This is a genomic window from Micromonospora sp. RTP1Z1 (genome assembly GCF_033804685.1).
Taxonomy (GTDB): domain Bacteria; phylum Actinomycetota; class Actinomycetes; order Mycobacteriales; family Micromonosporaceae; genus Micromonospora.
Genome location: NZ_JAPFQV010000023.1, coordinates 1 through 24,374 on the forward strand (window position 1 = coordinate 1; position 24,374 = coordinate 24,374).

Sequence of the window (24,374 nt, forward strand, 5' to 3'; positions counted from 1 at the left end):
GTCGCGGGCGGTGCAGGAGCGCGACGCCGCCGCCCGCGACCTGGAACGCGTGCTGTTGCGCGCCCGCGCCCAGCACGACCAGCTGCGGGCCCGGCTGGCCGAGCTGGACGACCAGCTCGCCGCCGCCGCCGCGCCGGCCGCGCTGCGGGAGGCGCTGGACGAGCACGCCCGGCTGCGCCGGCTGCTGGAAGAGGCGGCGACCGCGGTCCGCGCCGGACGGGACGCCGCCCGGCGGGCCCGGGGCGCGCTGGACGGCGCCGAGCAGCGGCTGCGCCGGGCCTGGCGTGACTTCGACACGGCCCGGGACCGGCTGGGCAGGTTCGGCCCGCCGGCCGCGGACCGCGACGACGTGGCCGCCGCCTGGGCCACCCTGGCCGGCTGGGCCGGCGGGGAGGCCGACCGGCGGCGGGCCGACCGCGCCGGGCTGGTCGACTCGGTCACCGCGGCCCAGGCGGCGGCGGGCGAGGTCGAGGAGCGGATCGGCGTCCTCTTCACGGCCGCCGGCCTGGACGTCGCCGACGACCCGGGCCGGGCCGCCGCCGTGGCGGTGGAACGCGCCGAGGCCGAGCTGCGCCGGCTGGTCGAGCGGCGCGAGCAGGCCGCCGAGCTGCGCGAGCAGCGGACCGGCCACGAGCGGGAGGCGCGGGTCGCCCGGGCCCTCGCCGGGCACCTGCGGGCCAACAACTTCGAGCGCTGGCTGCTGGCCGAGGCGCTGGACCTGCTGGTCGACGGCGCCTCCCGGATCCTGCGGGAACTCTCCGGAGGCCAGTACGACCTGATACACGACAAGGGTGAGTTCTTCGTGGTCGACCACCACGACGCCGGGCTGCGCCGGGGCGTCCGCACCCTCTCCGGCGGGGAGACGTTCCAGGCCTCGCTGGCGCTGGCGCTGGCGCTCTCCGAGCAGCTGGCCGGAATGTCGACGACCGCGGCGAGCCTGGAGTCGATCATGCTCGACGAGGGCTTCGGCACGCTGGACGCGGCGACCCTGGACACCGTCGCGGCCACCCTGGAGAGCCTGGCCGCCCGCGGCGACCGGATGGTCGGCGTGGTCACCCACGTGCCGGCCCTCGCCGAGCGGATCCCGGTCCGCTACGAGGTCCGCAAGGACGCCCGCACCGCCCGCATCGAACGGACCGGCCTGTGAGCGCGAGGAGTGCAGCGCAGCGGAGCCCCGCAGTCGCGAACGAAAGGCCCGACCTGTGAGCGCGAGGAGTGCAGCGCAGCGGAGCCCCGCAGTCGCGAACGAAAGGCCCGACCTGTGAGCGGGGTGTCGGCGTGACCGAGCCGCGGTTCTTCGTCGACGCCTGGGACCCGGCGTACGGGACCTCGTTCGAGGCGTCGGCCGGCGGCCCGGCGGCGCCGAGCAGCGCCCAGGTCGACCCGGACGTGGAGCTGCCGGCGACGGACTGGCGGGCGATCGGGGCCCGGCGGGACGTACCCGCCCCGGACGTGGTGCTGCTCGTCGACGGGGTACGCCGGATCGACGCCAGCGTCTGGACGGCCGAGGAGGACGGCGCGTCGTTCCCTGGCATCGCCGCCTCGTACGCGGCCGGGGTGGTCCGCTGCGATCTGGAGCGCGGCGTGGCGGAACTGGCCGGCGCCCGGGTCGGCCGCGGTCTCTTCACCGCCAGCCCCTCCGCGCAGGACGTGGTGGCCGGCCGGATCCACTATCCGGTGCACCGGGTCGGCGGCGCCGGTGAGCTGAGCAAGCTGCCGGCGGCGGTGCAGGGTCCGCTGACCGCGCTGGAGGTGGCCGTCTCCGACGCCGCCCGGGTCGACGGTGACCTGCTGGTGGTGGACGGGCCGCTGCGCGGCCGGCGGCAGCTGCCGCGCACCCTGGGCTACATCAAGACGCAGCACAGCCAGTACCTGGACGCCCGGCTGACCGCGGTGGTGACCGGGCTGGCCTCGGGCCAGCGCTCCCCGGTGTTCCGGCTCGGCACCGCCTGGGGCGGCTACTCGTGGTACCTGAGGCTGCCGGTGGCGGGCGGCGCGCCCTGGGCCGGCGTCGTGCGGGTGGAGTGCTCGACCGAGCTGACGCCGGCCGAGGCGATCGGCCTGGCCGACCTCTCGCTGGTCACCCTGCCCCGGTTCGCCTCCACCCCGTACAAGGACCCGCGCGCCCCGCAGAACCTCATCCCCATCGCCGGGTTGGAGCGTCGGCTGCGCGGGCTGCTGGGCGACGCCCGCCTGCTGCACCGGGTGCTGATCGCGGCGGCCCGCGGGATCCGGCGCTGATGGGCCGTCGACGCGACGCCGACCGGGTGGTCGAGCAGGTCGACACCGGGCAGGCCGAGCTGGTGCCCGATCCGGACCGGCCGGGCTCGTGGACGTTGCTCCTCGACGCCGCCCCGCAGTCCCATGTGGACCTGGCCGACCCGACCCACCTGGAGTTCGAGTACGTCCGGCGGCTGGCCGCCGCGCTGGACCTGATCGCCCCGGCCGGCGCCCCGCTGCGGGTGCTGCACCTCGGCGGCGGCGCGCTTACCCTGCCCCGGTACGTCACCGCGACCCGGCCCGGGTCGACCCAGCGGGTGTCCGAGGTGGACGGTGCCCTGGTCGAACTTGTCCGCCGGGCGCTGCCCTGGCCCACCGACCCCCGGCTGCGGGTGCGGGTGGCCGACGCCCGGGCCACCCTGACCGCCAGCCGGGACGCCAGCTACGACGTGGTGGTCGCGGACGTCTTCGCCGGCGCCCGCACCCCGGCCCACCTGACCTCGGTGGAGTACGCCGCCGAGGTGGCCCGGGTGCTCCGGCCGGACGGCTGGTACCTGGCCAACGTCGCCGACGGCCCGCCGCTGCGGCACGCCCGCGCCCAGGTCGCCACCGTCCGCTCGGTGCTGCCCCGGGCCTGCCTGATCGGCGACGCGGCGGTGCTGCGCGGGCGGCGCTACGGCAACCTGGTGCTGGTGGCCGGCCGGGTCGATCCGCCGGTGCCGGAGCTGACCCGGCGGGCGGCCGGCGACTGGTTCCCCGGCCGGGTGCTGGCCGGCGAGGAGCTGGACCGGTTCGCCGGCGGCGCCGGCGTGGTGCACGACGCCGAGGCCACCGCCTCCACCCCACCCCCGCCCGGAATTTTTTCCGTGCGCCGTTGATCCGCTGGGCGGGTCACTCCGTATTCCCGGACGGCCATGCCCGTGGGGGCCGGCTGATGTCACTGGACACCCGGAGGTCTGCATGCATGCGGTGGCGGCCGGCTGGCACGGCGGGGTGGCGAGGCCCGGATGGATGTTCGCCCGGGCGCAGCCCCGGTCGCGTGCGTCGAAGACGGGCCGTGGGGTCGACGCGCGCCCCACGGATCGCCAGAATGATCCGGTGCCGCCGCGACCGGCGCCCGGGCGTCACCAGGCGACGTCCCCTGAGGCCAGCCACTCCGACCAGTTGATCCGGCTGCTCTACGCGGAGCACGCCGGTCCGCTGCTGATGTTCGTGATGCGGTTGACCGGGGGTGACCGGCAGCGCGCCGAGGACATCGTCCAGGAGACGCTCCTGCGGGCCTGGCGCAACGCGCACCGGCTCGGCACGCATGGCCAGGGATCGCTGCGTCCCTGGCTGGTCACCGTGGCGCGGCGGATCGCCATCGACGAGCATCGCAGCGAACAGGCCCGCCCGCCGGAGACGTACGACCGGGACCTGACCGCGTTCGCCGAGGCGGACAGCACGGACCGGGTGTTGCGCACGATGACGGTCGCCGACGCGCTACGTACCTTGAGCCAGTCGCACCGGGAGATCCTGGTGGCGACGTACTTCCGGGGGCGTACGGTGCCGGAGGCGGCCGAGGAGCTGGGCCTTCCGCTCGGCACCGCCAAGTCGCGCGTCTACTACGCGCTGCGCGCGCTGCGCACGGCTCTGCAGGAACGGGGGGTGACGGAATGAGCCGGGCAGACCACATGGACGTGGCCGCGTATGCGCTCGGCGTGCTCGACCAGCAGGACGCCGAACGGTTCGAGGAGCACCTCGCCACCTGCTGGGCGTGCGCCGCGGAGCTGGAGACCATGGTCCCCGTGGTGGGGATGCTCGCCGGCATCGACGGCGAGACGATGACCGCGCTGGAGCAGACCCAGACCGACCCGGCCCTGCTGGACCGGACGCTGGTGGCGGTGCGGCAGCACCGCCGGCGTACCCGGTTCCGGCAGCTCCTCGCCACGGCGGCGGCCGTGGTGGTCTTCGGCGGTCTGAGCGGCGTCGGCATCGCCGGCTTCGCGGGCAGCGGGGACGACAACCGGATCCCGCAGGCCGAGCCGACCCTGACCAACCCGGTGACCGGCCCGCCGTCGCCGGGGCCGACGAAGTCCGGCAACGGGATCGGCGGCGAGAAGGAACCGGTCGAGGGCGAGCCGCACGACGCGACCGATCCGGGCACCGGCGTGAAGACCACGATGTGGCTGGCCGCGAAGGAGTACGGCACACAGATCAGCGTTCAGCTCACCAGGCTGCCGGGGCCGCGGACCTGCCGGCTCGTGGTGGTCCGCAGGAACAACACCAGCGAGGTGGTCTCCACCTGGTCGGTGCCGGGCGGCGGGTACGGGACGAGCACCAATCAGCTCCCGCTGGAGCTGAGCGCGTCCACCTCGGCGACCCAGAACGACATCGCGAAGCTCCAGGTGCAGTCGGTCGACGTCAACGGGATCGCCAGCCCGCTGGTGACGGTGGCCGACCTCTGACCCGCCACGACGGCGGCGCCGGGCAGCGACATCGCCCGGCGCCGCTTCGGCGTGCCCGGGCGAGGATGACCCGACGTGCTCCCATACGCGCCGGGGGCCGGAACGGTTCAATCGGTCCATTGTGAAATGGAGCACTCTTTCCCCTTCAACCTTGACAGCGAACCACCCGTACTACCCGGTGAACTGCCAAGAATGAGGAGGGCACGTGGCACACCTGAAGCGGACGACCGTCATCGTCGCGAGCGCGATGGTCGCACTAACGGCCTGCGCTCCCGCGGGTTACGACGGGGCGAACTCGAGCGCGGCCGAGCCGGTAGCCGTCGCCGCGGCCGAACCCACCGCGGCGGCCGAACCGGAGGCCTCCGCGACCGCGGACGCCCCCGCACCCGAGAAGGCGCCCCCGGCGGACGTCCGGCTCACCGACCAGCTGGTCGGCAAGAAGGTGCCCCGAATGGGCAACGTCGTGATGGACCAGGACGGCTGGATCCTCTACCGCTTCGACAAGGACTCCGCCGACCCGCCGTCCTCCAACTGCGTGGACAAGTGCGCCCAGGTCTGGCCGCCCGCGCTGACCGACGGCAACCCGCAGCTCGAGGGCGTCTCCGAGGAAAAGGCCGGCACCGTCACCCGCCAGGACGGCACCCGGCAGATCACCGTCGGGGGCTGGCCGGTCTACCGCTACATCGGTGACAAGAAGCCCGGCCAGTGGAAGGGCCAGGGGGTCGGCGGCACCTGGTTCGTGGTCGACCCGAACGGCAAGAAGAACCTGACCTGCCTGCCCACCGGCACGCCGAAGGCGGTCGCCCCGCCCGCGTCCGGTGACTCGGGCAGCTCCGACGGCAGCAGCTCGGGGTACTCGTACTGATCCCGCACCGCACGGACACGGTGGCCGGTCGCAGCCGGGGAGGGCGCGGCCGGCCACCGTCGTGAACCTGAACGCCGGCGTACCGGCAACGCCCCCGCGTCCCGGAGCGGCAAGGGCGGCGGACGCCCACGTCACCAGGCGCGCCGCCGAGGTCCACCCAACCCGCACCCACGGCCGGATCCGGCCGGTCCGCTCCGGTTCGGCGGCACCGCCGACGCCCCGCGCGTCGGCGGTGTCGCCCGTCACGGGGAGGCCTCGTGGCAGAGTGGCTGGGGTGACGCTTCCCGCCGCCCACCGGACGCTGCGCCCGCCGGCCGGCTACCGCCTGGCCGCCTCGGTCCGGGCGCTGACCTTCAGCCCGTACGACCCGTGCGCCCGGATCGCCGCTGGCACCTTCTGGTGGGCCACCCGCACCCCGGCCGGGCCGGCCACCCTCGCCCTGCGGCCAGCGGCCGACGAACTGGTCGCCGAGGGGTACGGACCGGGCGCCGGCTGGGTGGTCGACCGGGCGGACGCGGTGGCCGGGCTCCGCGACGACCTCACCGGCTTCGCCGACCTCGCCGCCGCGCACCCGGTGGTGGCCCGGCTCGCCGCCCAGCACCGTGGGCTGCGGATGCCCGCCACCGGGCAGCTCTTCCCCCGGCTGCTGCGGGCCGTCTTCGAGCAGAAGGTCACCGGCAAGGAGGCCTACCGGGCGTACGCGGCCACCGTGCGGCACTTCCACGAGCCGGCGCCGGGGCCGCTGCAGCCGCTGCTGCTGCCCCCGGAGCCGGCCGCGGTGGCCGCCGCGCCGTACTGGGTCTTCCACCCGTTCGGGGTGGAGCAGCGGCGAGCCGAGACGCTGCGTCGCGCGGCCGCCGCCGCCGACCGCCTGGAACGCTGCGCGGACGCCGAGGAGGCCACCCGCCGGCTGACCGCGATCCCCGGCATCGGGCCGTGGACCGCCGCCGAGGTGGTGCGGATCGCGTACGGCGACCCGGACGCGGTCAGCGTCGGCGACTACCACATCCCGAACACCGTGGCCTGGGCCCTCGCGGGCGAGCCGCGCGGGGACGACGCCCGGATGCTGGCCCTGCTGGAGCCGTTCCGGGGCCACCGGGGGCGGGTCTGCCTGCTGCTGGAGGCGGCCGGCGTGCACGCCCCGCGCTACGGCCCGCGCGCCCCGATCCGCTCCTTCGCCCGCTTCTGACGCCCGCCGCGTCCCCGGCTGGCGGATCGGGTCAGGGACGGGTGCAGAGCCGGCGGAGGGTACGGCCGAGCCACCAGGCGTACCCGCGCTGGAAGGCCCCGCCGGCCGGCCCGGCGGCGCGCATGAACCAGCGGTCCGGGCGGCTGAAGGCACGTACCTCGAACCAGACCGCGCCGGAGGAGTCCCGGGTGACCACGAAGGCCTCCTCGCCGCGCGCCGGGTGACCGGGCAGCGTGCCGTACCCGAAGCCGGCCCGCCACTCGTCGTCAACGGCCCAGACCACCGCGCAGGGCGCGGCGAGCCGCAGCGGCCCGACGCCCAGGCCGGAGACGACCCGGACCCCGGGGGCGGCCCGCGGCGCGTCGGCCTCGATCCGGATGCCCGCCGCGCGGTGCAACCGCCAGCCGAGGACCGCCGCGCCGGCGGCGGCGAACGACCCCGCGGGCAGCGGGACCCGGTGCCGGACGTGCCGCCAGCCGGACGGCAACGGCCCCTCGCGGGTGGCGCCCACGTCCGGGTAGGTCAGCTCCGGCACGGTACGCACCCCCACGGTCGAGTCGGACCCCGCCAGCGTACGGCCGACGCGGGTGGGCCGCCCGGCGCGGTCGCTGGCGGCTGTGGTGGGATCCAGCGGGCGCGGGGGCTCAGGCGGCCTCGCGCAGGTCGGCCAGGCCGACCGGGGCGTGCCGGCGCAGCAACTCCTCCAGCTCGGCCACCGAGGAGACCTCGCCGACGACGTTCGCGCCGCCGCCGAACTCAGGCCGGTAGCGGTGCGCCAACCGGTAGCGGTACCGCCCCCGGATCAGCTCCACACTGACCCGCCAGCGCCCGCAGCAGCCGCACACCCACTCCCGCACCCGGCGAAGGTAGCTCTGACCTGCGGTTTCATCATCCGCACGCGGGTGACTAACGGGCCGGGCGGGGACACGCCGCACCGCACCGGCGGTGATCTGCCTCACGGCTGTCGGCCCCGTCTGATTGACTGGTCGCCGTGGACCTGCCGATCAATCCCCCGGTCGAGCCGATGCTGGCCAAGAGCGTGCCCCAGCTCCCCTCCGCCCCCGGCATGACCTACGAGCCGAAGTGGGACGGGTTCCGCTGCATCATCTTCCGCGACGGTGACGAGGTCGAGCTGGCCAGCCGCGGCGGCAAGACGATGACCCGCTACTTCCCGGAGGTGGTCGAGCAGGCGCGCGCCCAGCTGCCGGACCGGTGCGCGGTCGACGGCGAGCTGATCGTGGTCCGCCGGGACGGGCCGGGCGGCCAGCCCCGGCTCGACTTCGAGCTGCTCGCCCAGCGCATCCACCCGGCGGCCTCCCGGGTCAAGCTGCTCGCCGAGACCACCCCGGCCGACTTCGTCGCCTTCGACCTGCTGGCCATCGACGACGAGGCGCTGCTCGACCAGCCCTATCCGCAGCGCCGGGCCCGGCTGGAGCAGGCGCTGGCCAAGGTCCGCCCGCCGGTGCACGTCACCCAGGTGACCACCGACCCGGAGACGGCCCGCCGCTGGTTCGACGTCTTCGAGGGCGCCGGGCTGGACGGCCTGATCGTCAAGCCGGCCGACCTGCCGTACGCGCCGGGCAAGCGGCTGATGTTCAAGGTCAAGCATGCCCGCACCGCCGACGTGGTGGTGGCCGGCTTCCGCTGGCACAAGTCCGGTCCGGTGGTCGGCTCGCTGCTGCTCGGCCTGTATGACGACGCCGGCGTGCTGCACCACATCGGGGTCAGCTCCTCGTTCACCGCGGCCCGCCGCAAGGAGCTGCTGACCGAGCTGGAGCCGTACCGGGACGTGGCCGGCGACCACCCGTGGGTGCACGGCGACCATGAGCGGGGCCAGCGCATCCCCGGCGGGGTGAGCCGGTGGACCGGCACGAAGAACCTCGAGTGGGAGCCGCTCCGGCCGGAGCTGGTGGTCGAGGTCGGCTACGACGCGATGGAGGGCGACCGGCTGCGGCACACCGCGCAGTTCGTCCGCTGGCGGCCCGACCGTGATCCCCGCTCCTGCCGCTACGACCAGCTGGAGCGCCCGGTCCGCTACGACGTGGACCAGGTGCTGCGCGGGGATCCCGCGGCGACCGTCGGCAGCGCACCGGGCCCGGCGTAGCCTGGCCGTCGACACGATCACGGAAGGCTCCCACGTGACCCGCTTCTCCGACCGGATCCGCCGGGTCCGCCTCACCCTGGCCGGGTTCACCGCGGCCGTGGTGGTCACCGCCGGCTGCACGCTGCCGGCGTTCGCCCCGCGGACCGAGAGCCAGGGCGAGGCGGCCGCCCCCGGCAGCGCACCGACCTGGCGCGCCTGCCCGGAGGTGCCCGACGAGCTGGTCGGCCGGGGCGCAGCGGGCATGCGCTACGAGTGCGCCCGGATCGCCGTACCGCGGAACTGGGGCGGCGGCGCCGCGACCGGCGCGACCGCCGGGCCCGGCGCCGGGGCGACCTTCGAGATCGCGTTGCTGCGGATCCGGTCGAACAAGCAGCACGACCGGATCGGATCGCTGGTGGTCAATCCGGGCGGTCCCGGCGCGTCCGGCGTGGACACCGCCGTCTACCTCTCGTTCGGTTCCGCGTTCGGCGGGCTGCCCGCCGCGGTGACGGACCGCTTCGACATCGTCGGCTTCGACCCGCGGGGGGTGTCCCGGTCCAGCCCGGTCAAGTGCATCTCGGACGCCGACCTGGACGCCAGCTTCGGCTACGACCCAGACCCGGAGAGCCAGGCGTCGTTCGCCGGCTTCGTCGACCTCAACAAGCGGATCGGGCAGGGCTGCGGCGCCAGGTACGGCGGCCAGCTCCCGCTCTACGGCACCGAGCAGGCGGCCCGGGACATGGACGCGGTGCGGGCGGCGGTCGGCGACGACAAGCTCACCTACCTCGGCTACTCGTACGGCACCCTGCTCGGCGCGACCTACGCCCAGCTCTACCCGAACCGGGTCCGGGCCCTGGTGCTCGACGGCGCGGTGGACCCGCAGCAGAAGCTGATCGCCGGGTCGGAGAGCCAGGCGAAAGGCTTCGAGCGGGCGTTCGACAACTTCGCCCGGTGGTGCGGGGCCAACGCCGGCCGCTGCCCGATCGCCCCGGACGCCCGGGGCGCGGTCACCGCCGCCATCGACAAGGCGAAGGTCTCCCCGGTCCGGGGCACGGACGGGCGGGAGGCCACCTCGGGCTGGGTCTTCTACGCGGTCATCTCCTCGCTCTACACCGAGTCCGGGTGGCAGGAGCTGGCCCGGGCGATCGACCGGCTGCAGGGCGGCGACCCGACCGAGGTGTTCAAGCTCGCCGACGCGTACGCGGGCCGCGAGGACGACGGGCACTACTCCAACCTCTTTGACGCCAACCTCGCGGTGAACTGCGCCGACGAGACCGAGAAGCCGACCCGGGAGCAGATCCGTCAGCTGCAGTCGCAGTGGCGGCAGAAGTACCCGCTCTTCGGGTCGGCGCTGGCGGTGGGCATGTTGGGCTGCGTGGAGTGGCCGGGCGGGCGGGACCCGTACCCGACCGGCAGGGCGGTGGGCGCGCCGCCGGTCGTGGTGGTCGGCACCACCGGCGACCCGGCCACGCCGTACGAGCAGACCGCCGCGCTGGCCTCGATGCTCGGCGTCGGCCGGGTGCTGACCTGGGAGGGCGAGGGGCACACGGCGTACCCGCAGACCGCCTGCGTCACCGCCGCCGTCGACGCCTATTTGATCTCCTTGACCGTTCCCAGAGCGGGGCTGCGCTGTCCGGCGCGTTGAGCGGTTCGCGGCGCTCCGGCTCGGGCACCTGGAGGCCCTGCCGGGCGGCGAGCTCCTCCAGCAGCGCGCGCATCCGCCGGACGTCGGCCTTGAGCTCCTCCTGCTCGGCGTGCTCGAAGGCGTCGTCGTCGACGATCAGCCGGCTGGCGAAGTGCGCGGTGATCAGCGGGATGACCAGCAGCACCATGGTGGAGATGAGCAGCGCGGCGAGGGTGCGCCCCTGCCAGCTGGCGGGCGAGATGTCGCCGTACCCGACGGTGGAGGCGGTGACCACCGCCCACCAGACCGAGTCGGCGGCGCTCTTGTGCTCGGCGTGGCTGTAGAGGACGCCCGCCACCACGATCATCAGCAGGTACGACGTGATGAGCGTCCGCGGCGAGTTGGCGAACCAGACGAGACCCCGGCAGATCCAGCGGAACGGCAGCAGCAGGAGCTCCATGGCGCACATGCTGCCCGGTGCCGGCAACAGACGCCCGCACATCGCCCGGTGTCGCTGTGTCAGGCTGCCGGCATGACCGACGTGATCTTCCGCGACGCCGTCCGGGCCGACCTGCCCGCCATCATCGCCCTGCTCGCCGACGACGTGCTGGGCAAGGCCCGCGACTTCACCGAGGTCGACGAGGCGTACGAGAAGGCGTTCGCCGACATCGACGCCGACCCGCGCAACCACCTGGTCGTCGCGGACGCCGGCGGCGAGCTGGTCGGTTGCATGCAGATCACGTACATCCCGGGGCTGGGCCGGCACGGCGCGGAGCGGTCCCTGATCGAGTCGGTCCGGGTCCGTTCCGACCGGCGGGGCCGCGGGCTCGGCCGGGAGATGATGGCCTGGGCCGTCGACCAGGCCCGGCAGCGCGGCTGCGCGCTGGTGCAGCTCACCACGGACAAGACCCGCGCCGACGCCCACCGCTTCTACCGCGACCTAGGCTTCGTCGCCAGCCACGAGGGGATGAAGCTGGCGCTCTGACGGCCAGGAGCCGAGCCGCCGCAGCCGCGGGCGTCAGACGTCGACCAGGTGTCCGTCGCGCAGGGTCAGGGTACGGTCGGCCAGCTCGATCAGGGCCGGGTCGTGCGTGGCCACCAGCGCGGTCATGCCGCGGGCGTGCACCACCGCCCGCAGCAGGTCCATGATGGACCGCCCGGTCTCCGAGTCGAGCTGGCCGGTCGGCTCGTCGGCGATCAAAAGGTCCGGCTCGTTCGCCAGGGCGCGGGCCACCGCCACCCGCTGCTGCTGCCCGCCGGACAGCTCGTACGGGCGCTGCGCGGCGTGCCCGCCGAGGCCGACCAGCTCCAGCAGCACCGCGACCCGCTGCTCCCGCTCGGCCGCCGGCACCCGGGCCAGCCGCAGCGGCACGCCGACGTTCTCCGCCGCGGACAGGATCGGCACCAGCCCGAAGGTCTGGAACACGAAACCGATCGTCCCCCGACGCAGCCGCAGCAGCTCCCGCTCACCGGCGGCCGTCACGTCGTGCCCGGCCACCCGCACCCGGCCCGAGTCCGGCCGGTCCAGCCCGCCGACCAGGTTGAGCAGCGTGGTCTTGCCGGCGCCGGACCGGCCCCGCACCGCGACCAGCTCACCCCGCGCGGCGGAGAACGAGACGTTCCGGACGGCGTGCACCGCGTGTTCGCCCCGGCCGAAGGTACGGCTCACCCCGTCGACCCGGACCACCTGGTCGGTGGTGGCCGCGCCCACCGGCGCCACGGACAACTGCTCGGTCATGCCTCTCTCCGTTCGTGCGCCCGGTCGCCGGGCCGCACCTCGACGTGGTCGGGTGCCAGGTTGAGCCGGACCCGGTCGCGCAGGGCCAGGGCGTCGACGAAGGCCGTGGGCAGCTGCATCCGACCGGTCCGGTCCAGCACCGCGTACTCCTCGCTGACCAGCTCGGTGCTGCCGTCCGCGGCGAGCCGGGCGGTGCGGCGTACCTCGGAGGCGGTCCGACCGTCGCGGATCGCGACGGTCCGGCGGACCTGGCCGGCCACCGCGTTGTCGTGGGTGACCACCACGATGGTCACGCCCAGCTCGGCGTTGATGGTCCGCAGCGCGGCGAAGACCTCCGCGCCGGTCGCCTCGTCCAGCTCGCCGGTCGGCTCGTCGGCGAAGAGCACCTCCGGGTCGTTGGCCACCGCCACCGCGACGGCGCAGCGCTGCTGCTCGCCGCCGCTGAGCTGGCCCGGCCGCCGCTCCGCGCAGTAGCCGACCCCGACGAGGTCGAGCAGCTCCCGGGCCCGCTCCCGGCGGGCCCGCCGGCCGCGCCCGCCGGCCAGCTTCATCGGCAGCTCCACGTTCTCCACCGCGGTCAGGTACGGCAGCAGGTTGCGGCCGGTCTGCTGCCAGACGAAGCCGACCATCTCCCGCCGGTAGCTGAGCCGGCGCCGGTGCGACAGGGCGAGCAGGTCGTACTCGGCGACCCGGGCGATGCCGGCGGTGGGGGTGTCCAGCCCGGAGAGGATGTTGAGCAGGGTGGACTTGCCCGAGCCGGAGGCGCCCACGATCGCGACCAGCTCGCCCCGGTCGATGACCAGGTCGAGCCCCTGCAGGGCGACCACCTCCACCCCCTCGGTCTTGAAGATCCGGACCAGGCCGTCGCAGACGATGTGCCCGCGCAGCCGGTCCTGGCCGCCGGCCCGCTCGGCCGCGCGCTGCGCGGCCCGCTGTTGCAGGGCGGCCAGGTCCGGCACGACGGACGCCTCGGCGGTGGCTGTCATCTCAGCTCTCCTCTCCGAGCCGGAGCACCTCACCGAGGCGCATCCGGCGGTTGTTCAGGGCCTCGAGGGCGACCGCGAAGCCGAGGGCCAGCACGGCCAGCCCGAGCACGCCGGCGACCAGACCGGGTTCGAAACGCACCCGCACCGCGGCGCCCCCGGTGAACGCGGGCAGACCGAGGACGGGGGTCAACAGCAGGGGCAGCAGCGCGCCGACCAGCGCGCCGGTGAGCACCGAGACCAGCACCAGCGGGGTCAGCTCGACCAGCAGCAGCCCCCGCCACTGCCGCCGGGACAGCCCCATGGTGCGCAGCCGGGACAGCACCTCACCGCGGCCGCGCGCCCCGGCCAGCACCGCGAACGCCAGCGCGAGCAGGCCCAGCGCGGCGCCGCCGGCCGCGCCGATGGTGAAACCGAAGACCAGCAGCCCGTTCACCCCGCTGCCGCCGAGCTCCGCCCGCACGGCCGACCAGGTGCGCACCTCCGGCTGGCGGGGCCGCTCCCCGCCGGTGACCACGCCGCCGCGCTGGTAGCGGCGCTGCCCCTCGTCGACCACCCGGCTCACCGCCGCCGCGTCGATGCCGTCACCGGCCAGCACGAAGCCGGTGGGGACCAGCGGATGCGGGGCGTCCGCCGGCAGCGCCGGCCAGGGCAGCACCGCGAACCGCTCCGTGTTCCGGTCCTCCAGCGGGAACTCGTCGACGGTCCGGGCCACCCGCACCGGCAGCCGGTTGCCCTGGACGTCGAGCCAGGCCGGGCGCCGCCCCGCGGCGTCGGCGAGCCCCGCCTCGGCGAGGTCCGCGGCCAGCGCCGGGGAGACCAGCGCCGGCAACGGCGTCGAGCCGTCACCGGCGGTGCGGAGCACGTCGGGCACCGCGACGCCGGCGCGGCGGCCCACCTCGGCGAAGGTGGCGCCGTCGACCAGCAGGACCTGCGTCTCCCCGATCCCGCCGAACCGGCCGGCGGCGTCGGCGTACGGGCGCTGGGCCGGCTCCACCAGCATCGGGGCGACCGCGCGCACCCCGGGCAGCCCGGCCAGCGCCGCCGTGGTGTCCGGGGCGAACCGCTCCCCGTCGACCAGCACGTCCCCGGGGACGGCGCGGGAGGCGGCCCGGTCCCGGCCGGCCTCGATGCCGGCGGCCACCACCCCGCAGAACGCGGCCGTCGCGATCGCCAGCACCACCACCACCAGCGGCGCGGTCGCGGCGGCCCGACCGGCCCGCGCCGTGCCGAGGAAGGCGACGCTGCCCCGGGCCCGGGCGGCGGCCCGGCTGAGCAGTCGCAACGGCCACGGGTACGCGCGCAGTGCGAGTATCGCCGCGGCGACCGCCACCAGCACCGGTACGGACACCAGCAGCGGGTCCACCGACCCGCCGAGGGTCAGTCCCCGGCGCCGCAGCAGGAACGCTCCGAGCACGGCCACGCCGAGCAGGCTGACCTCGACGGTGAGCCGGACGGCGGCGGACCGGGCGCCGATCAGGTCGTCCCGGCCGGACGCGCGCTGCCCGGTCAGCGCGGCGACCGGCAGCGCCAGCGTCGCCAGCGTGGCGGCGAGCAGCACCCAGCGCAGCTGCGAGCCGCCGCCGGGCAGCAGGCCGCCGAGCAGCCAGCCGGCCCCGGCCGCGAACGGCAGCACCAGCGCCGACTCGGCCAGTGCGCGGCGCAGCACCGCGCCGGTCGAGCCGCCCCGGGCGCGCAGCAGCACGTACTCGGCCCGGCGTCGGCGCGCCGACAGCCGGGCGGCGAGCACGGTCAGGCCGGCCAGGGTGGCGAGCAGCCCGGCGGCGATGACGGCGAGCAGCGTACGGGCGGCGGCCAGCGACTCGGCGAACCGCCGCAGCGGGATGTCCACGCCCTGGGTGACGGTGAGCCCCGCCGGGCGGGTCCGGTCCAGGGTGGCCAGCCCGTCGATCAGCTCGCCGAGCTGGCCCGGGCTGATCCGGTCCGGCGAGATCCGGTACCGCCAGGCGAAGCCGACCGGCCAGCCGGCCGCGGCCAACGCGTCGAAGCCGGGGTCGGCGGTCACCCCGACACTCAGGTACGGCTCGCCGTCCCCTATGGGCGGGGTGAGCCGCAGCATCGACGGGAGGGCGTCCCAGATCCCGTCGCTCGGGTCGGTCGGCCGGAACACGCCCACCAGCGTGATCTTCTTCGCCTTCAGCGGTCTGCCGTCGGCGTCCAGGACGGACAGCCGCAGCCGGCTGCCGGCGCGCAGCCCCAGCGGGCGGGAGACCGTCTCGGCGAGGGCCAGCTCGACGTCGCCGTCGTCGGTCACGCCCTTCTCCGGCCACCGCCCCTCGACCAGGCCGGCCGCCTCCCGAACCCCGCCCATGGTGCGCAGGCTGAGGTCGATCAGTCCCTTGTCGGAGGTCAGCTCCGGCCCGGTGAGCCGGGCGAAACCCGTCCGCGCCGTGTACCACCGCTCGCCGACCGACTGCCCCACGGCCGGGGGCATCCGCTGCTGGAGCGTGTCCAGTTCGCCGGCGCGCAGGGCGGCCACCGACCGGCTCGCCCCCAGGACCGGCTTCTCCGCCGTGGTGTAGAGCAGGTCCCGGCGGGCCACCGGCTGCGCGGCGACGTGTTCCCGCAGCCCCTGCCCGGTCAGCCGGTCGGCGACCCGGGGCACCGCCGTGATCAGCAGCGCGGTGACCAGGGTCAGCACCGCCAGCAGCAGGAAGTGCCCGCCGTGGGCCCGCACCCGCCGAACCACCCCGAAGACACTCATCGCGCCGCCTCGCCTCGCTCGCCGTCGCGACGAGTTCCCGTCGCACCGAGCCGGATGATTCGCTCGCTCACTGATCTCCCCCGATCCGCAGCTGCAGGGCGGCGACCCGCTGCCGGATGCCGGTGGTGATGACGGCGCTGAAGGCGAGGGCCGCCACCAGCAGTCCGAGCGCGGTCAGCCCGATCGGTGTCCAGGGCAGCAGGAAGGCGGCGTCGGGCACCGGCCGGCCGGCGGCCGGGGTGAGGATCACCAGGGGCACCATCGTCGCCGCGACGCCGGCCCCCACCAGCAGCCCGACGCCGACCCCGATGCCGGCCAGGAAAGCCTGCTCGGCCAGGAGCGCCCGGGCCAGCAGCCGGGGCGCGGCGCCCAACGTGTGCAGCACCGCGAACTCTCCCAGCCGGCGTCGGGCGGTGGCCCAGACGTCGACCGCCAGGCCGACCAGGGCCAGCACCACCGAACCGAGGGCGGCCGCGAGCAGCCCGGTCCGCGCCCCGAGCCAGTACGGATCCCGGGCGGCCTCGGCGGCGACCGCGCGCCGGTCGAGCACGGTCACCCCGGGCAGCCCCGCGAGCGCGGTCGCCGCCCCGGCGTGCCCGGCAGGGTCGATGCGCAGCCACCACTCGGGCACCGGCCGGACCGTGCCCTGGTGCCTGAGCAGCCAGTCGGTCGCCGCGGGCAGGTCGACCAGCACCCCGCCGCCGCTGTCGGCGGTCGCGGGAACGGCCTCGACCTCGCCGACCACCCGCACCGGCAGGGTCACCCCGGCCAGCGAGAGGGTGACCGTGTCGCCGGTGCGGACGTTCAGCGCGGCCCGGACCCGGGAGGTCAGCAGCGCTGGCGCCGGCACGTTGTCACCGTCCGGCACCACGACGAACCGGGACGGCGGCAGGTCGGCGAACCGGCCGCCATCGGGGATAACCGGCTGGTACGTGGCGTCGACGCTCGAGCCCCCGACGCGGGCCGGCCGGATCGGTCCCTGCCTGGCGTCGGCGAGGTTCCACCCACCGGTCAGGGCCAGCGGCAGCCGGGCGCCCGCCGTGTCGACCAGTCCGAGCCCGTCGATGCGCAGCCGGTAGCTGTCGCCGGTCGCCTCGCCCCCGTCCGCCTCGAACCCGGCGAGGCGCAGCGTGGCGCCACCGGTGTCGGGCAGCCGCACGGTGAAGGGCACGAGCCGGCCGTCGCCGCGCGCGGTGGCCAGCGGCAGCCGCCACGCCGGACCGCCGTCGGTGGTGAGCAGCGCCGTCACCTCCACCCGCGGATTCCCGTACGCCTGGGCCGGGGTGCGGACGGCGCCGGTGAGCTGCCGCGCGGTGGCCGGCAGGGCGGTCCCGGCCGGCGCGGCGCGGCCCCGGGCCAGCCGGTCGAGAAGGTCGGCGGCGGACGCCCCGCCGGCGGCGTCGTCCAGCCGGAGCGTGCCGGCGGCACCCGCCGCGTCCAGGCTCACCACGGTCGCCGGCAGTTCGTCCCGGCCGACCCGGACGTCGTCCCGCCAGGCCGGCAGCACCCGGTCCACCCCCGGCACCGCGGCCAGCCCGGCGGCCCGGCCGGCCGGGGCGACGCCGCTGCGTTCGTCCAGCCGCAGGTCGGCGCCGACGCGGTGCTGGGCCTGGTCGCGCTGCGAGCCTTCCCAGGAGGCCACCAACGACCAGGCGAGGGTGCTGCCACCGACGGCCAGGGCGAGCAGGAGCACCGGCCCGGCGTGCGGGCGCCGGCCCGCCTGCCACATCCCGAACAGGGACGCCGTCCAGGGCCGCCGGTCGACGCACCGCTCGGCGACGCGGGTCGCCGGGGGTAGCAGGCGCCGCGCGACGACCGCCCCGGCCAGCCCGCCGAGGGTCGGCGCGGCGGCCAGCAGCGGGTCGATGCCGAGCCGCCCACCGGCCCCCGCGAGGGGCCAGGAGTACTGCCGCAGCTGGGTCCAGGCGAGCACGGCGAGCGCCACCAGGGCGAGGTCGACGCTGGCCCGCTGCACCGCGGCCCCCCGGGTGGGGCGGGAGCGGGCCGCCATGTCGGCGACGTAGGTGCCGGCCCGGCGCAGCGCCGGCAGCACCATGGCGAGCAGGCAGCCGACCGCGGCGGCGACCGCCACCGCCCAGACCGGGCCGGCGCCGCCGTCGGCCAGCCGGAGGTCCGCCGTGCCGGCGCCGAGCCGCCGCAGCGTCGCGCCGGCCAGCGCCGGTGCGAGCAGCACGGCCGGCGCCACCACCAGCGTCGCCTCGCGTACGGCGAGGCCGGCGAGCTGGCCGCGGGCCGCGCCCCGGGCGCGCAGCAGCGCGGTCTGCGCCCGCCGGTCCTCGTTGAGCAGCGCGGCGACCAGCACCAGCGCGTACCCGCCGAGGACCACGATCAGCAGCAGCGGGGTGAGCAGGGCGGACCGGCCGACCAGGTCGGCCCGGCCGAGCCGGTCGGTCAGCCGGTCCATGGTGCTGACGCTCTGCGCGGACGAGCCGAGACCGGTGGCCTCCGGGACCTTCGCCGAGATCGTGGCGACGGCCTGCGTGACCGAGGTCAGCCGGCTCGGCTCGACCCCGGCGAGATCCGGCGCGACCAGCCAGGACGCCGAGCTGGAGCCGGGGAAGGTACGGGCGAAGTCGGCCGGGTCGAGGGCGAACGGCCCGTACGAGGTGACCGCGCCCGCCCCGCCGTCGCCGACGCCGGGGGCCAGCCGCCAGTACGCCTCGGCCGGGTCGAAGGGTCGCCAGGTGCCGGCGAGCACCACCTCGCCGGCCCGCTCGGCGCTGCGGTCGAAGAGCGGCACCCGGTCGCCGGTGCGCAGCCCGAGCTGGCCGGCGACCTTCTCCGGCAGCGTCACCTGCAGCGGGTTGGCCCCCGGCGTGGGCCACCCGCCGGTGGTCAGCTCGGCGTGCCCGGCCAGGTCGTCGAGGGTGGCGAGGTCAGCGAAGAGCGGGTCGTCACCGACCCGGGCCGCGCCGAGGTCGCCGGTCAGCTCCCGCCCGGTGCCGTGGCGGGCGGCGGCGACGGAGGCCGGCACGCCGCCCAGGCCGTCGGCGAACTGGGCGCGTACCGCCCGGTCCCGGTCGGCGTACGCGGCGGCGTCAGCACCGCCCGACCCGCTCACCAGCAGGCTGCGCTCCTCGGCGGGCGCCGCCTGGAGCATCGTCCGCTGCCCGGCGGCGACGGCCCGGCGGTTGTAGTCGGAGAGGCCGGCGACCAACGCGACCGCGACCAGGGCCGCGACCGCGGCGGCGAGCAACAGCCCGCGCGCCTCGACGGCCCGCCTCCACACCAGTTTCATCCGACGCCTCCCGGGGCCCCCGACGGGCCGACGACCAGGAAGACCGGTCGGGGCGTGGGAAAGGTTCGCGCTCGTTACATGATCGTTACCCGGGGGCGGGAGCAGCGGGTCAGTCCCGGGGCCGGTCCCGGTCCTTGGAGGGCTGCACCCGCTTCGGCTCGCCGGGCATTTTCGGGTGGTCCGGCGGGTACGGCAGGTCGCCCTGGCCGGCGGCGGCGTCGCGCTCCGCCCACTCCAGCAGCGGGGTGATGTCCCACGGGGCATCGTCGATGCCGGCGTGCGGGTCGCCCCGCTCGGCGAGCCGGGCCGGCACGCTGCCCAGGTGGAAGTCATCCGGGTCGACCTCGGGAAGCTCGTCCCAGTCGACCGGGGTGGAGACGGTGGCCCGCGCGTTGGCCCGCAGCGAGTACGCGCAGGCGATCGTCCGATCCCGGGCCATCTGGTTGAAGTCCACGAACACGCGGCTGCCCCGCTGCTCCTTCCACCAGGCGGTGGTGACCAGCTCGGGGCGGCGGCGTTCCAGCTCCCGGGCCAGCGCGATGGTGGCCCGGCGCACCTCGGTGAACGTCCACCGCGGGTGGATCCGCAGGTAGACGTGCACGCCCCGGCCGCCGGAGGTCTTCGGCCAGCCGGTGGCGCCCAGGTCGTCCAGCAGCGCCCGCAGCTCACCGGCGGCGGTGGCCGCGTCGGCGAAGTCGGTGCCGGGCTGCGGGTCCAGGTCGATCCGCAGCTCGTCGGGGCGGTCCACGTCGGCGGCGCGGACCGGCCACGGGTGGAACACCACGGTGCCCATCTGGGCGGCCCACGCGACGTGCGCCAGGTCGGCCGGGCAGAGCTCCGCGGCGGTCCGACCGCTGGGGAAGCTGATCTCCGCGGTCCGCACCCACGGCGGTACGCCCCGGGCCGGCACCCGCTTCTGGAAGAACATCTCCCCCTCGATGCCCTCCGGGAAGCGCTGCAGCGTCGTCGGGCGGTCCCGCAGGGCCCGCATGATCCCGTCGCCGACGGAGAGGTAGTAGCCGAAGACGTCCGCCTTGGTGAACCCGCGCTGCGGGAAGATCACCCGGTCCGGGCTGCTCAGCCGTACGGTGTGCCCGGCCACCTGGATCTCCGCCGCCGCTGCCTTGGTGCCACCCATTGCGCGACCATATGCGATGGCACCGACGTCCGGCGTACCGTTGAACGGTGAGTCTTGACGAGAGTGAAGTGCCCCGTACCGAGGAAGACTGGCGGGTCCGGCTGAGCCCAGAGGAGTTCCACGTGCTCCGCGAGGCCGGCACCGAGCGGCCGTGGACCGGCGAGTACGTCGACACCAAGACCCCCGGCGTCTACCACTGCCGGGCCTGTGGCCTGGAGCTGTTCCGCAGTGACGCCAAGTTCGACTCGCACTGCGGCTGGCCGAGCTTCGACGACGCCATCCCCAGCGCGGTGAAGGAGATCCCGGACAACACCCTCGGCACGGTCCGTACGGAGATCCGCTGCGCCCGGTGCGACAGCCACCTGGGGCACGTCTTCGAGGGGGAGGGTTTCACCCCGAAGGACACCCGGCACTGCGTGAACTCGGTCTCGATCCGGCTGGAGCCGAAGGGCTCCTGACCCGGCCACCGCTCAGAGCAGGAGGGTGCCGCCCCGGTCGTCCACCTGGTCGGCGGACTCGTCGTCGAGCCAGACGCCCCCGGTGGCCAGGTAGCGGAAGCGGTACTCGCCCGGAGCGAGCCGGACGGTCACCGTACGGGTGCCGTCCCGGCGGGCCACCAACTCGTGCCGGCCGGGCTGCCAGTCGTTGAAGCAGCCCACGACGCTCACGGTGCCGGGCGGGGTCTCCCGGGGCAGGCAGAAGGTGACCCGGGTCTGGTTGCCGAAGAGCTTATTCCGCTTGATCACTTGGTCCTCCGGGGTTCGAGGCTGTCACCAGGCCTAACGCGCGACACGCCGGGAGCGACTCGCCGTGGAACCGGATCAGATTCGCCGGTTTCGGTTACCCGGAGGTGTCCGTTGCTCGACGCTGGTGTGACGTGTCCGTATCAGGGGGTTTTGGAATGGCTACCTGCGAGGTTTGCGGTAACGACTACTGGATGGCGTTCGAGGTGCGCACGGTCAGCGGTGACGTGCACACCTTCGACTGTTTCGAGTGCGCGATCCACAAGATGGCACCGATCTGCGAGCACTGCCAGATCAAGATAGTCGGTCACGGCGTCGAGGTCTCCGGCCGCTTCTTCTGCTGCGCCCACTGCGCCCGGGCCGAGGAAGGCAAGGAGGGCGCCGAGATCCGCGACGCCGTCGGCGCCCGCCCCGCCTGAGCGGCGGCCCGGCCACCCGCACCGCCGCCCCGGAGGCGTCCGATGAGGGGGGCCTACCATCGCGGAATGCCGTCGCCGCCCCTCGAGGTCCGGGTCGCCGCCTTCGCCGACCTGGACGCCCGCACCTTCCACGACCTGCTCCGGCTGCGCATCGACGTGTTCGTGGTGGAGCAGGCGTGCCCGTACCCGGAACTGGACGGCCGGGACGTCGAGCCGGGCACCCGGCACCTCTGGCTGACCCGGGACGGCGACGTCGTGGCGTACCTGCGGATCCTGGCCGACCCGGGCGGCGTGGCGCGGATCGGCCGGGTCGTGGTGGCCCCGGCGGCCCGCGGCGGCGGCCTGGCCGGGCGGCTGATGACCGAGGCGCTCGCCCTGGTCGGCGACCGACCGTGCGTGCTGGAGGCCCAGACGCACCTGGTCGCCTTCTACACCGGGCACGGCTTCACCGTCAGCGGCGCCCACTACGTAGAGGACGGCATCCCGCACACCCCGATGCGCCGCGGCGCCTGACCCACCCCGCCGTCGTGGCGCGCGGCGACCGGGCGGGGTAACGCTCTGGGCGTTGACAGCGCTGAGCCCTCCAGTGAGATCATTCGGAGGGACTCAACTGTGAAATTGACGGGGATCCGCTGGAACCGCCGGACGGCCGGCATCGGGGCCGCCATAGTGGCCACCGCCGTCGCCGGGACAGCGAGCCTGGCAGCTGCCGACTTCGGCGAGGACCGCGCCGTGTGGGGCGAGGGGGCGGGGCCGGTCAGCACGGCGCTGCACACCGTGGCCTTCCCGGCCGCGAACGGCCGCGAGGTGACGATCCCGAGGCGGGACACCGAACGGTTCGCCATGGTCGGCGTGACCTGGGCGAACCCCAGCGTCGACTTCAAGGGCGCGGTCGCCGTCCGCACCCACGCGGTGGACGGCAAGTGGTCCGGTTGGCGGCCGCTGGAGCTCGACAACCACTTCGGTCCGGAGCCCGGCGCCAGGGCGACCGCCGGCAAGGCGCGCGGCGGCACGGACCCGCTCTGGGTCGGCCAGTCCGACGGGGTCGAGGTGCGGGCCACGGCGGCCGGCGGCGGCACCAGCGACCAGCTTCCCGCCGGGCTGCGCCTGGAACTGGTCGACCCGGGCCTGACGAAGCGCAGCAAGGCCGGCGCGGCCGGCATCGGACACGTCCGGCCGGAGCGCCTCCAGCCGGTCGCCGAGGTGCGGGCGCTCGAGCCCACCCCGACCGACCCGGCCCCCACCGACACCACGCCGACCGACCCGCCGACCGCGACCGTGCCGGCCGAGACCACCGCACCGGCGCCGACCGAGACCACCGTCCCGCCGGCGGCGACCACCGCGCCCGCGCCGACCACCACGTCGGCCCCAGCGCCCACCACCAGCGCGCCCACCGTGGCGCCCACCGCCACCGCGCCCGCGAACCCGGTCCCCACGCCGAAGGTGGTCACCCGCCCGGACTGGAAGGCCGACGAGTCGATCGTCACCGACCCGCCGACGTACGGGACCACGGTCAAGGCCTTCTTCGTGCACCACACCGCCGGCACCAACGACTACAGCTGCGCCGACTCGGCGGCCATCGTCCGGGGCATCGAGGTCTACCACGTCAAGAGCAACGGCTGGAACGACATCGGCTACAACTTCCTCGTCGACAAGTGCGGGGTCGTCTTCGAGGGCCGCAAGGGCGGCATCGACAAGCCGGTGACCGGGGCACACACGTACGGCTTCAACACCGACAACGCCGCGATCGCCGTGCTCGGCACCTACATCGACACCGGCATCCCCACCGTGGTGCAGGACGCCGTCGCGCACGTCGCCGCGTACAAGCTCGGGCAGTACGGCAACGACCCGTTAGACAAGGTCACCCTCACCTCCGGCGTGGAAAGCAAGTACCACCTGGGCGAGCAGGTGGTCTTCAACCGGATCTCCGGGCACCGCGACGCGGTGGCCACCGAGTGCCCCGGTGACGCCCTGTACGGCCAGCTCGCGGTCCTCCGCAGCAAGGCCGCCAGCGTGTACGGCCTGGCCCTGACCGGCCTGACCGGCACGAAGAACGGCACCACCTACTACACGAAGAACACGGTCACCGCGTCCTGGTCGGTGAGCACGCCGAGCACCCTGATCTCACGCTTCGAGGTCCTGGTGGACGGCGCGGTGGTGGCGACGACCGCCGGCACCGCCCGGTCCGCGGCCCTCACCGTGACCCCCGGCTCGCACACCGTCCAGGTCCGCGGCGTGCACGTCCTCGGCCGGACCGCGGCGACCCCGGCGCAAACCGTGGTGGCGGACACCGTCGCGCCGACCTTCCCGCAGGTGCCGACGCTGTCCCTACGCACCGGCGGGGTGAGCAGCACCGTCGTGCCGGTCACGCTGGGCTGGCGGTCGGCGGACAACGTCGCCGTCCGGTCGGTCTCGTTGACCGCCCCGACGACCGGCACCTTCGCCGCCAGCGGCGCCTCGGGCACCACGACCAAGCCGGGGGTCACCACCACCTGGTCGATGCGGGCCGACGACTGGTCCGGCAACACCGCGACCGCCTCGGCGGCCTGGACCCCGAGCTTCATCCCGGAGTCCAAGGCGACCCGCACCGGCACCTGGACGACCTACACGAACAGCAACTACCTGGGCGGCTCGGCGCTGACCGCGACCGCCGGCAAGGCCTCGCTCTCCTGGGTCTTCACCGGCCGCTCGGTCGCCTTCGTAGCCACGACGACCTCGACCTCGGGCCAGGCGGAGGTCTGGATCGACGGCGTCAAGACCGCCACGGTCGACCTCAGGTCCAGCACCACCCAGTTCCGTCGGATCGTCTGGGCGAAGAGCTGGACCGGCAGCGCCCGGCACACCATCAAGATCGTGGTGGTGGGCACCTCGGGCCGCCCCCGGGTGATCGCCGACAGTCCGGTCTACGTGCGCTGACCCGCGAACGGCGACGGGCCCCGGA

At 75.3% G+C, this 24,374-nt stretch carries 23 protein-coding genes; 14 read left to right on the plus strand and 9 right to left on the minus strand.

Features of this window, described 5'->3' with window-relative positions:
• The 7 genes from SLP03_RS13810 to SLP03_RS13840 all read left to right on the plus strand — a co-directional run.
• Positions 1-1,147: SbcC/MukB-like Walker B domain-containing protein (locus SLP03_RS13810; protein WP_319460984.1), on the plus strand; the 1,147-nt coding region annotated here is incomplete at its 5' end.
• Positions 1,148-1,278: 131 nt separating this feature from the next.
• Positions 1,279-2,241 (plus strand): hypothetical protein, encoded by a 963-nt coding sequence (locus SLP03_RS13815; protein WP_319460985.1) that lies wholly within the window; start codon positions 1,279-1,281, stop codon positions 2,239-2,241.
• Entirely contained in the window at positions 2,241-3,098 is an 858-nt protein-coding gene (locus tag SLP03_RS13820) for a fused MFS/spermidine synthase (protein ID WP_319460986.1), read from the plus strand. Before SLP03_RS13815 ends, SLP03_RS13820 begins: the two co-directional genes overlap by 1 nt.
• An 82-nt stretch (positions 3,099-3,180) precedes the next feature.
• Complete coding sequence (locus tag SLP03_RS13825) at positions 3,181-3,879, plus strand: sigma-70 family RNA polymerase sigma factor (protein WP_319460987.1); 699 nt, start codon at positions 3,181-3,183, stop codon at positions 3,877-3,879.
• Positions 3,876-4,667, plus strand: a complete 792-nt coding sequence (locus SLP03_RS13830; RefSeq protein WP_319460988.1) for an anti-sigma factor family protein — start codon at positions 3,876-3,878, stop codon at positions 4,665-4,667. The genes SLP03_RS13825 and SLP03_RS13830 overlap by 4 nt, the downstream gene beginning before the upstream one ends.
• A gap of 205 nt (positions 4,668-4,872) precedes the next feature.
• Positions 4,873-5,532 carry a hypothetical protein gene (locus SLP03_RS13835; RefSeq protein ID WP_319460989.1) on the plus strand — a complete coding sequence of 220 codons (660 nt, stop codon included), beginning with the start codon at positions 4,873-4,875 and terminating at the stop codon, positions 5,530-5,532.
• A gap of 274 nt (positions 5,533-5,806) precedes the next feature.
• Entirely contained in the window at positions 5,807-6,721 is a 915-nt protein-coding gene (locus tag SLP03_RS13840; RefSeq protein WP_413644520.1) for a DNA-3-methyladenine glycosylase family protein, read from the plus strand.
• 31 nt (positions 6,722-6,752) lie between these two features.
• Here the strand turns inward: SLP03_RS13840 and SLP03_RS13845 are convergent, their stop codons facing one another.
• Positions 6,753-7,256 (minus strand): DUF1990 domain-containing protein, encoded by a 504-nt coding sequence (locus tag SLP03_RS13845; RefSeq protein WP_319460991.1) that lies wholly within the window; start codon positions 7,254-7,256, stop codon positions 6,753-6,755.
• Between the two features lie 109 nt (positions 7,257-7,365).
• Entirely contained in the window at positions 7,366-7,578 is a 213-nt protein-coding gene (locus SLP03_RS13850) for a hypothetical protein (protein WP_319460992.1), read from the minus strand.
• Between the two features lie 134 nt (positions 7,579-7,712).
• Here SLP03_RS13850 and SLP03_RS13855 point away from each other — a divergent pair, with 134 nt between their 5' ends.
• On the plus strand, positions 7,713-8,825 hold the full coding sequence (locus SLP03_RS13855; RefSeq protein ID WP_319460993.1) for an ATP-dependent DNA ligase: 1,113 nt from the start codon (positions 7,713-7,715) through the stop codon (positions 8,823-8,825).
• A 55-nt stretch (positions 8,826-8,880) separates the two neighbouring features.
• Positions 8,881-10,449, plus strand: a complete 1,569-nt coding sequence (locus tag SLP03_RS13860) for an alpha/beta hydrolase (protein WP_319461047.1) — start codon at positions 8,881-8,883, stop codon at positions 10,447-10,449.
• On the opposite strand, the gene SLP03_RS13865 is transcribed toward SLP03_RS13860, so the two are convergent.
• Positions 10,376-10,888: a potassium channel family protein gene (locus tag SLP03_RS13865; protein ID WP_319460994.1), complete on the minus strand. Its 513-nt coding sequence runs from the start codon at positions 10,886-10,888 to the stop codon at positions 10,376-10,378. The genes SLP03_RS13860 and SLP03_RS13865 overlap by 74 nt on opposite strands.
• A 72-nt stretch (positions 10,889-10,960) precedes the next feature.
• Between SLP03_RS13865 and SLP03_RS13870 the strand changes: the two genes are divergently transcribed.
• A complete protein-coding gene (locus tag SLP03_RS13870; RefSeq protein ID WP_319460995.1) occupies positions 10,961-11,413 on the plus strand; it encodes a GNAT family N-acetyltransferase in 453 nt (150 codons plus the stop codon).
• A gap of 33 nt (positions 11,414-11,446) precedes the next feature.
• Here the strand turns inward: SLP03_RS13870 and SLP03_RS13875 are convergent, their stop codons facing one another.
• The 5 genes from SLP03_RS13875 to ligD all read right to left on the minus strand — a co-directional run bounded on the left by SLP03_RS13875 (position 11,447) and on the right by ligD (position 20,271).
• Positions 11,447-12,166 (minus strand): ABC transporter ATP-binding protein, encoded by a 720-nt coding sequence (locus SLP03_RS13875; RefSeq protein WP_319460996.1) that lies wholly within the window; start codon positions 12,164-12,166, stop codon positions 11,447-11,449.
• Positions 12,163-13,152, minus strand: coding sequence for an ABC transporter ATP-binding protein (locus SLP03_RS13880; RefSeq protein WP_319460997.1), 990 nt, complete (start codon positions 13,150-13,152; stop codon positions 12,163-12,165). The genes SLP03_RS13875 and SLP03_RS13880 overlap by 4 nt, the downstream gene beginning before the upstream one ends.
• 1 nt (position 13,153) lies before the next feature.
• Positions 13,154-15,874, minus strand: a complete 2,721-nt coding sequence (locus tag SLP03_RS13885; RefSeq protein ID WP_319460998.1) for an FtsX-like permease family protein — start codon at positions 15,872-15,874, stop codon at positions 13,154-13,156.
• A gap of 67 nt (positions 15,875-15,941) precedes the next feature.
• Positions 15,942-19,133, minus strand: a complete 3,192-nt coding sequence (locus tag SLP03_RS13890) for an ABC transporter permease (RefSeq protein WP_319460999.1) — start codon at positions 19,131-19,133, stop codon at positions 15,942-15,944.
• 109 nt (positions 19,134-19,242) lie between these two features.
• Positions 19,243-20,271, minus strand: a complete 1,029-nt coding sequence (ligD, locus tag SLP03_RS13895; protein WP_319461000.1) for a non-homologous end-joining DNA ligase — start codon at positions 20,269-20,271, stop codon at positions 19,243-19,245.
• Between the two features lie 47 nt (positions 20,272-20,318).
• On the opposite strand from ligD, the gene msrB reads away from it, so the two are divergent.
• Positions 20,319-20,729 (plus strand): peptide-methionine (R)-S-oxide reductase MsrB, encoded by a 411-nt coding sequence (gene msrB, locus SLP03_RS13900; protein ID WP_319461001.1) that lies wholly within the window; start codon positions 20,319-20,321, stop codon positions 20,727-20,729.
• A gap of 12 nt (positions 20,730-20,741) precedes the next feature.
• Here the strand turns inward: msrB and SLP03_RS13905 are convergent, their stop codons facing one another.
• The gene (locus tag SLP03_RS13905) at positions 20,742-21,017 is read right to left on the minus strand and encodes an isoamylase early set domain-containing protein (RefSeq protein WP_319461002.1); all 276 of its coding nucleotides are present in this window, start codon (positions 21,015-21,017) and stop codon (positions 20,742-20,744) included.
• 155 nt (positions 21,018-21,172) lie between these two features.
• On the opposite strand from SLP03_RS13905, the gene SLP03_RS13910 reads away from it, so the two are divergent.
• From SLP03_RS13910 to SLP03_RS13920, 3 genes are all read left to right on the plus strand, one after another.
• Entirely contained in the window at positions 21,173-21,433 is a 261-nt protein-coding gene (locus SLP03_RS13910; protein ID WP_319461003.1) for a Prokaryotic metallothionein, read from the plus strand.
• Between the two features lie 66 nt (positions 21,434-21,499).
• On the plus strand, positions 21,500-21,946 hold the full coding sequence (locus SLP03_RS13915; protein ID WP_319461004.1) for a GNAT family N-acetyltransferase: 447 nt from the start codon (positions 21,500-21,502) through the stop codon (positions 21,944-21,946).
• Between the two features lie 99 nt (positions 21,947-22,045).
• Positions 22,046-24,349: an N-acetylmuramoyl-L-alanine amidase gene (locus tag SLP03_RS13920; protein WP_319461005.1), complete on the plus strand. Its 2,304-nt coding sequence runs from the start codon at positions 22,046-22,048 to the stop codon at positions 24,347-24,349.
• Positions 24,350-24,374: the final 25 nt, after the last annotated feature.

What these genes read in the sequence shown, in the direction of transcription:
- SLP03_RS13880 (WP_319460997.1), bottom strand. Translation starts at nt 13,152, where the DNA reads ATGACAGCCACCGCCGAGGCGTCCGTCGTGCCGGACCTGGCCGCCCTG.
- SLP03_RS13875 (WP_319460996.1), bottom strand. Translation starts at nt 12,166, where the DNA reads ATGACCGAGCAGTTGTCCGTGGCGCCGGTGGGCGCGGCCACCACCGAC.
- SLP03_RS13890 (WP_319460999.1), bottom strand. Translation starts at nt 19,133, where the DNA reads ATGAAACTGGTGTGGAGGCGGGCCGTCGAGGCGCGCGGGCTGTTGCTC.
- SLP03_RS13910 (WP_319461003.1), top strand. Translation starts at nt 21,173, where the DNA reads ATGGCTACCTGCGAGGTTTGCGGTAACGACTACTGGATGGCGTTCGAG.
- SLP03_RS13885 (WP_319460998.1), bottom strand. Translation starts at nt 15,874, where the DNA reads ATGAGTGTCTTCGGGGTGGTTCGGCGGGTGCGGGCCCACGGCGGGCAC.
- SLP03_RS13865 (WP_319460994.1), bottom strand. Translation starts at nt 10,888, where the DNA reads ATGGAGCTCCTGCTGCTGCCGTTCCGCTGGATCTGCCGGGGTCTCGTC.
- SLP03_RS13870 (WP_319460995.1), top strand. Translation starts at nt 10,961, where the DNA reads ATGACCGACGTGATCTTCCGCGACGCCGTCCGGGCCGACCTGCCCGCC.
- SLP03_RS13915 (WP_319461004.1), top strand. Translation starts at nt 21,500, where the DNA reads ATGCCGTCGCCGCCCCTCGAGGTCCGGGTCGCCGCCTTCGCCGACCTG.
- SLP03_RS13825 (WP_319460987.1), top strand. Translation starts at nt 3,181, where the DNA reads ATGCATGCGGTGGCGGCCGGCTGGCACGGCGGGGTGGCGAGGCCCGGA.
- ligD (WP_319461000.1), bottom strand. Translation starts at nt 20,271, where the DNA reads ATGGGTGGCACCAAGGCAGCGGCGGCGGAGATCCAGGTGGCCGGGCAC.
- SLP03_RS13820 (WP_319460986.1), top strand. Translation starts at nt 2,241, where the DNA reads ATGGGCCGTCGACGCGACGCCGACCGGGTGGTCGAGCAGGTCGACACC.
- SLP03_RS13830 (WP_319460988.1), top strand. Translation starts at nt 3,876, where the DNA reads ATGAGCCGGGCAGACCACATGGACGTGGCCGCGTATGCGCTCGGCGTG.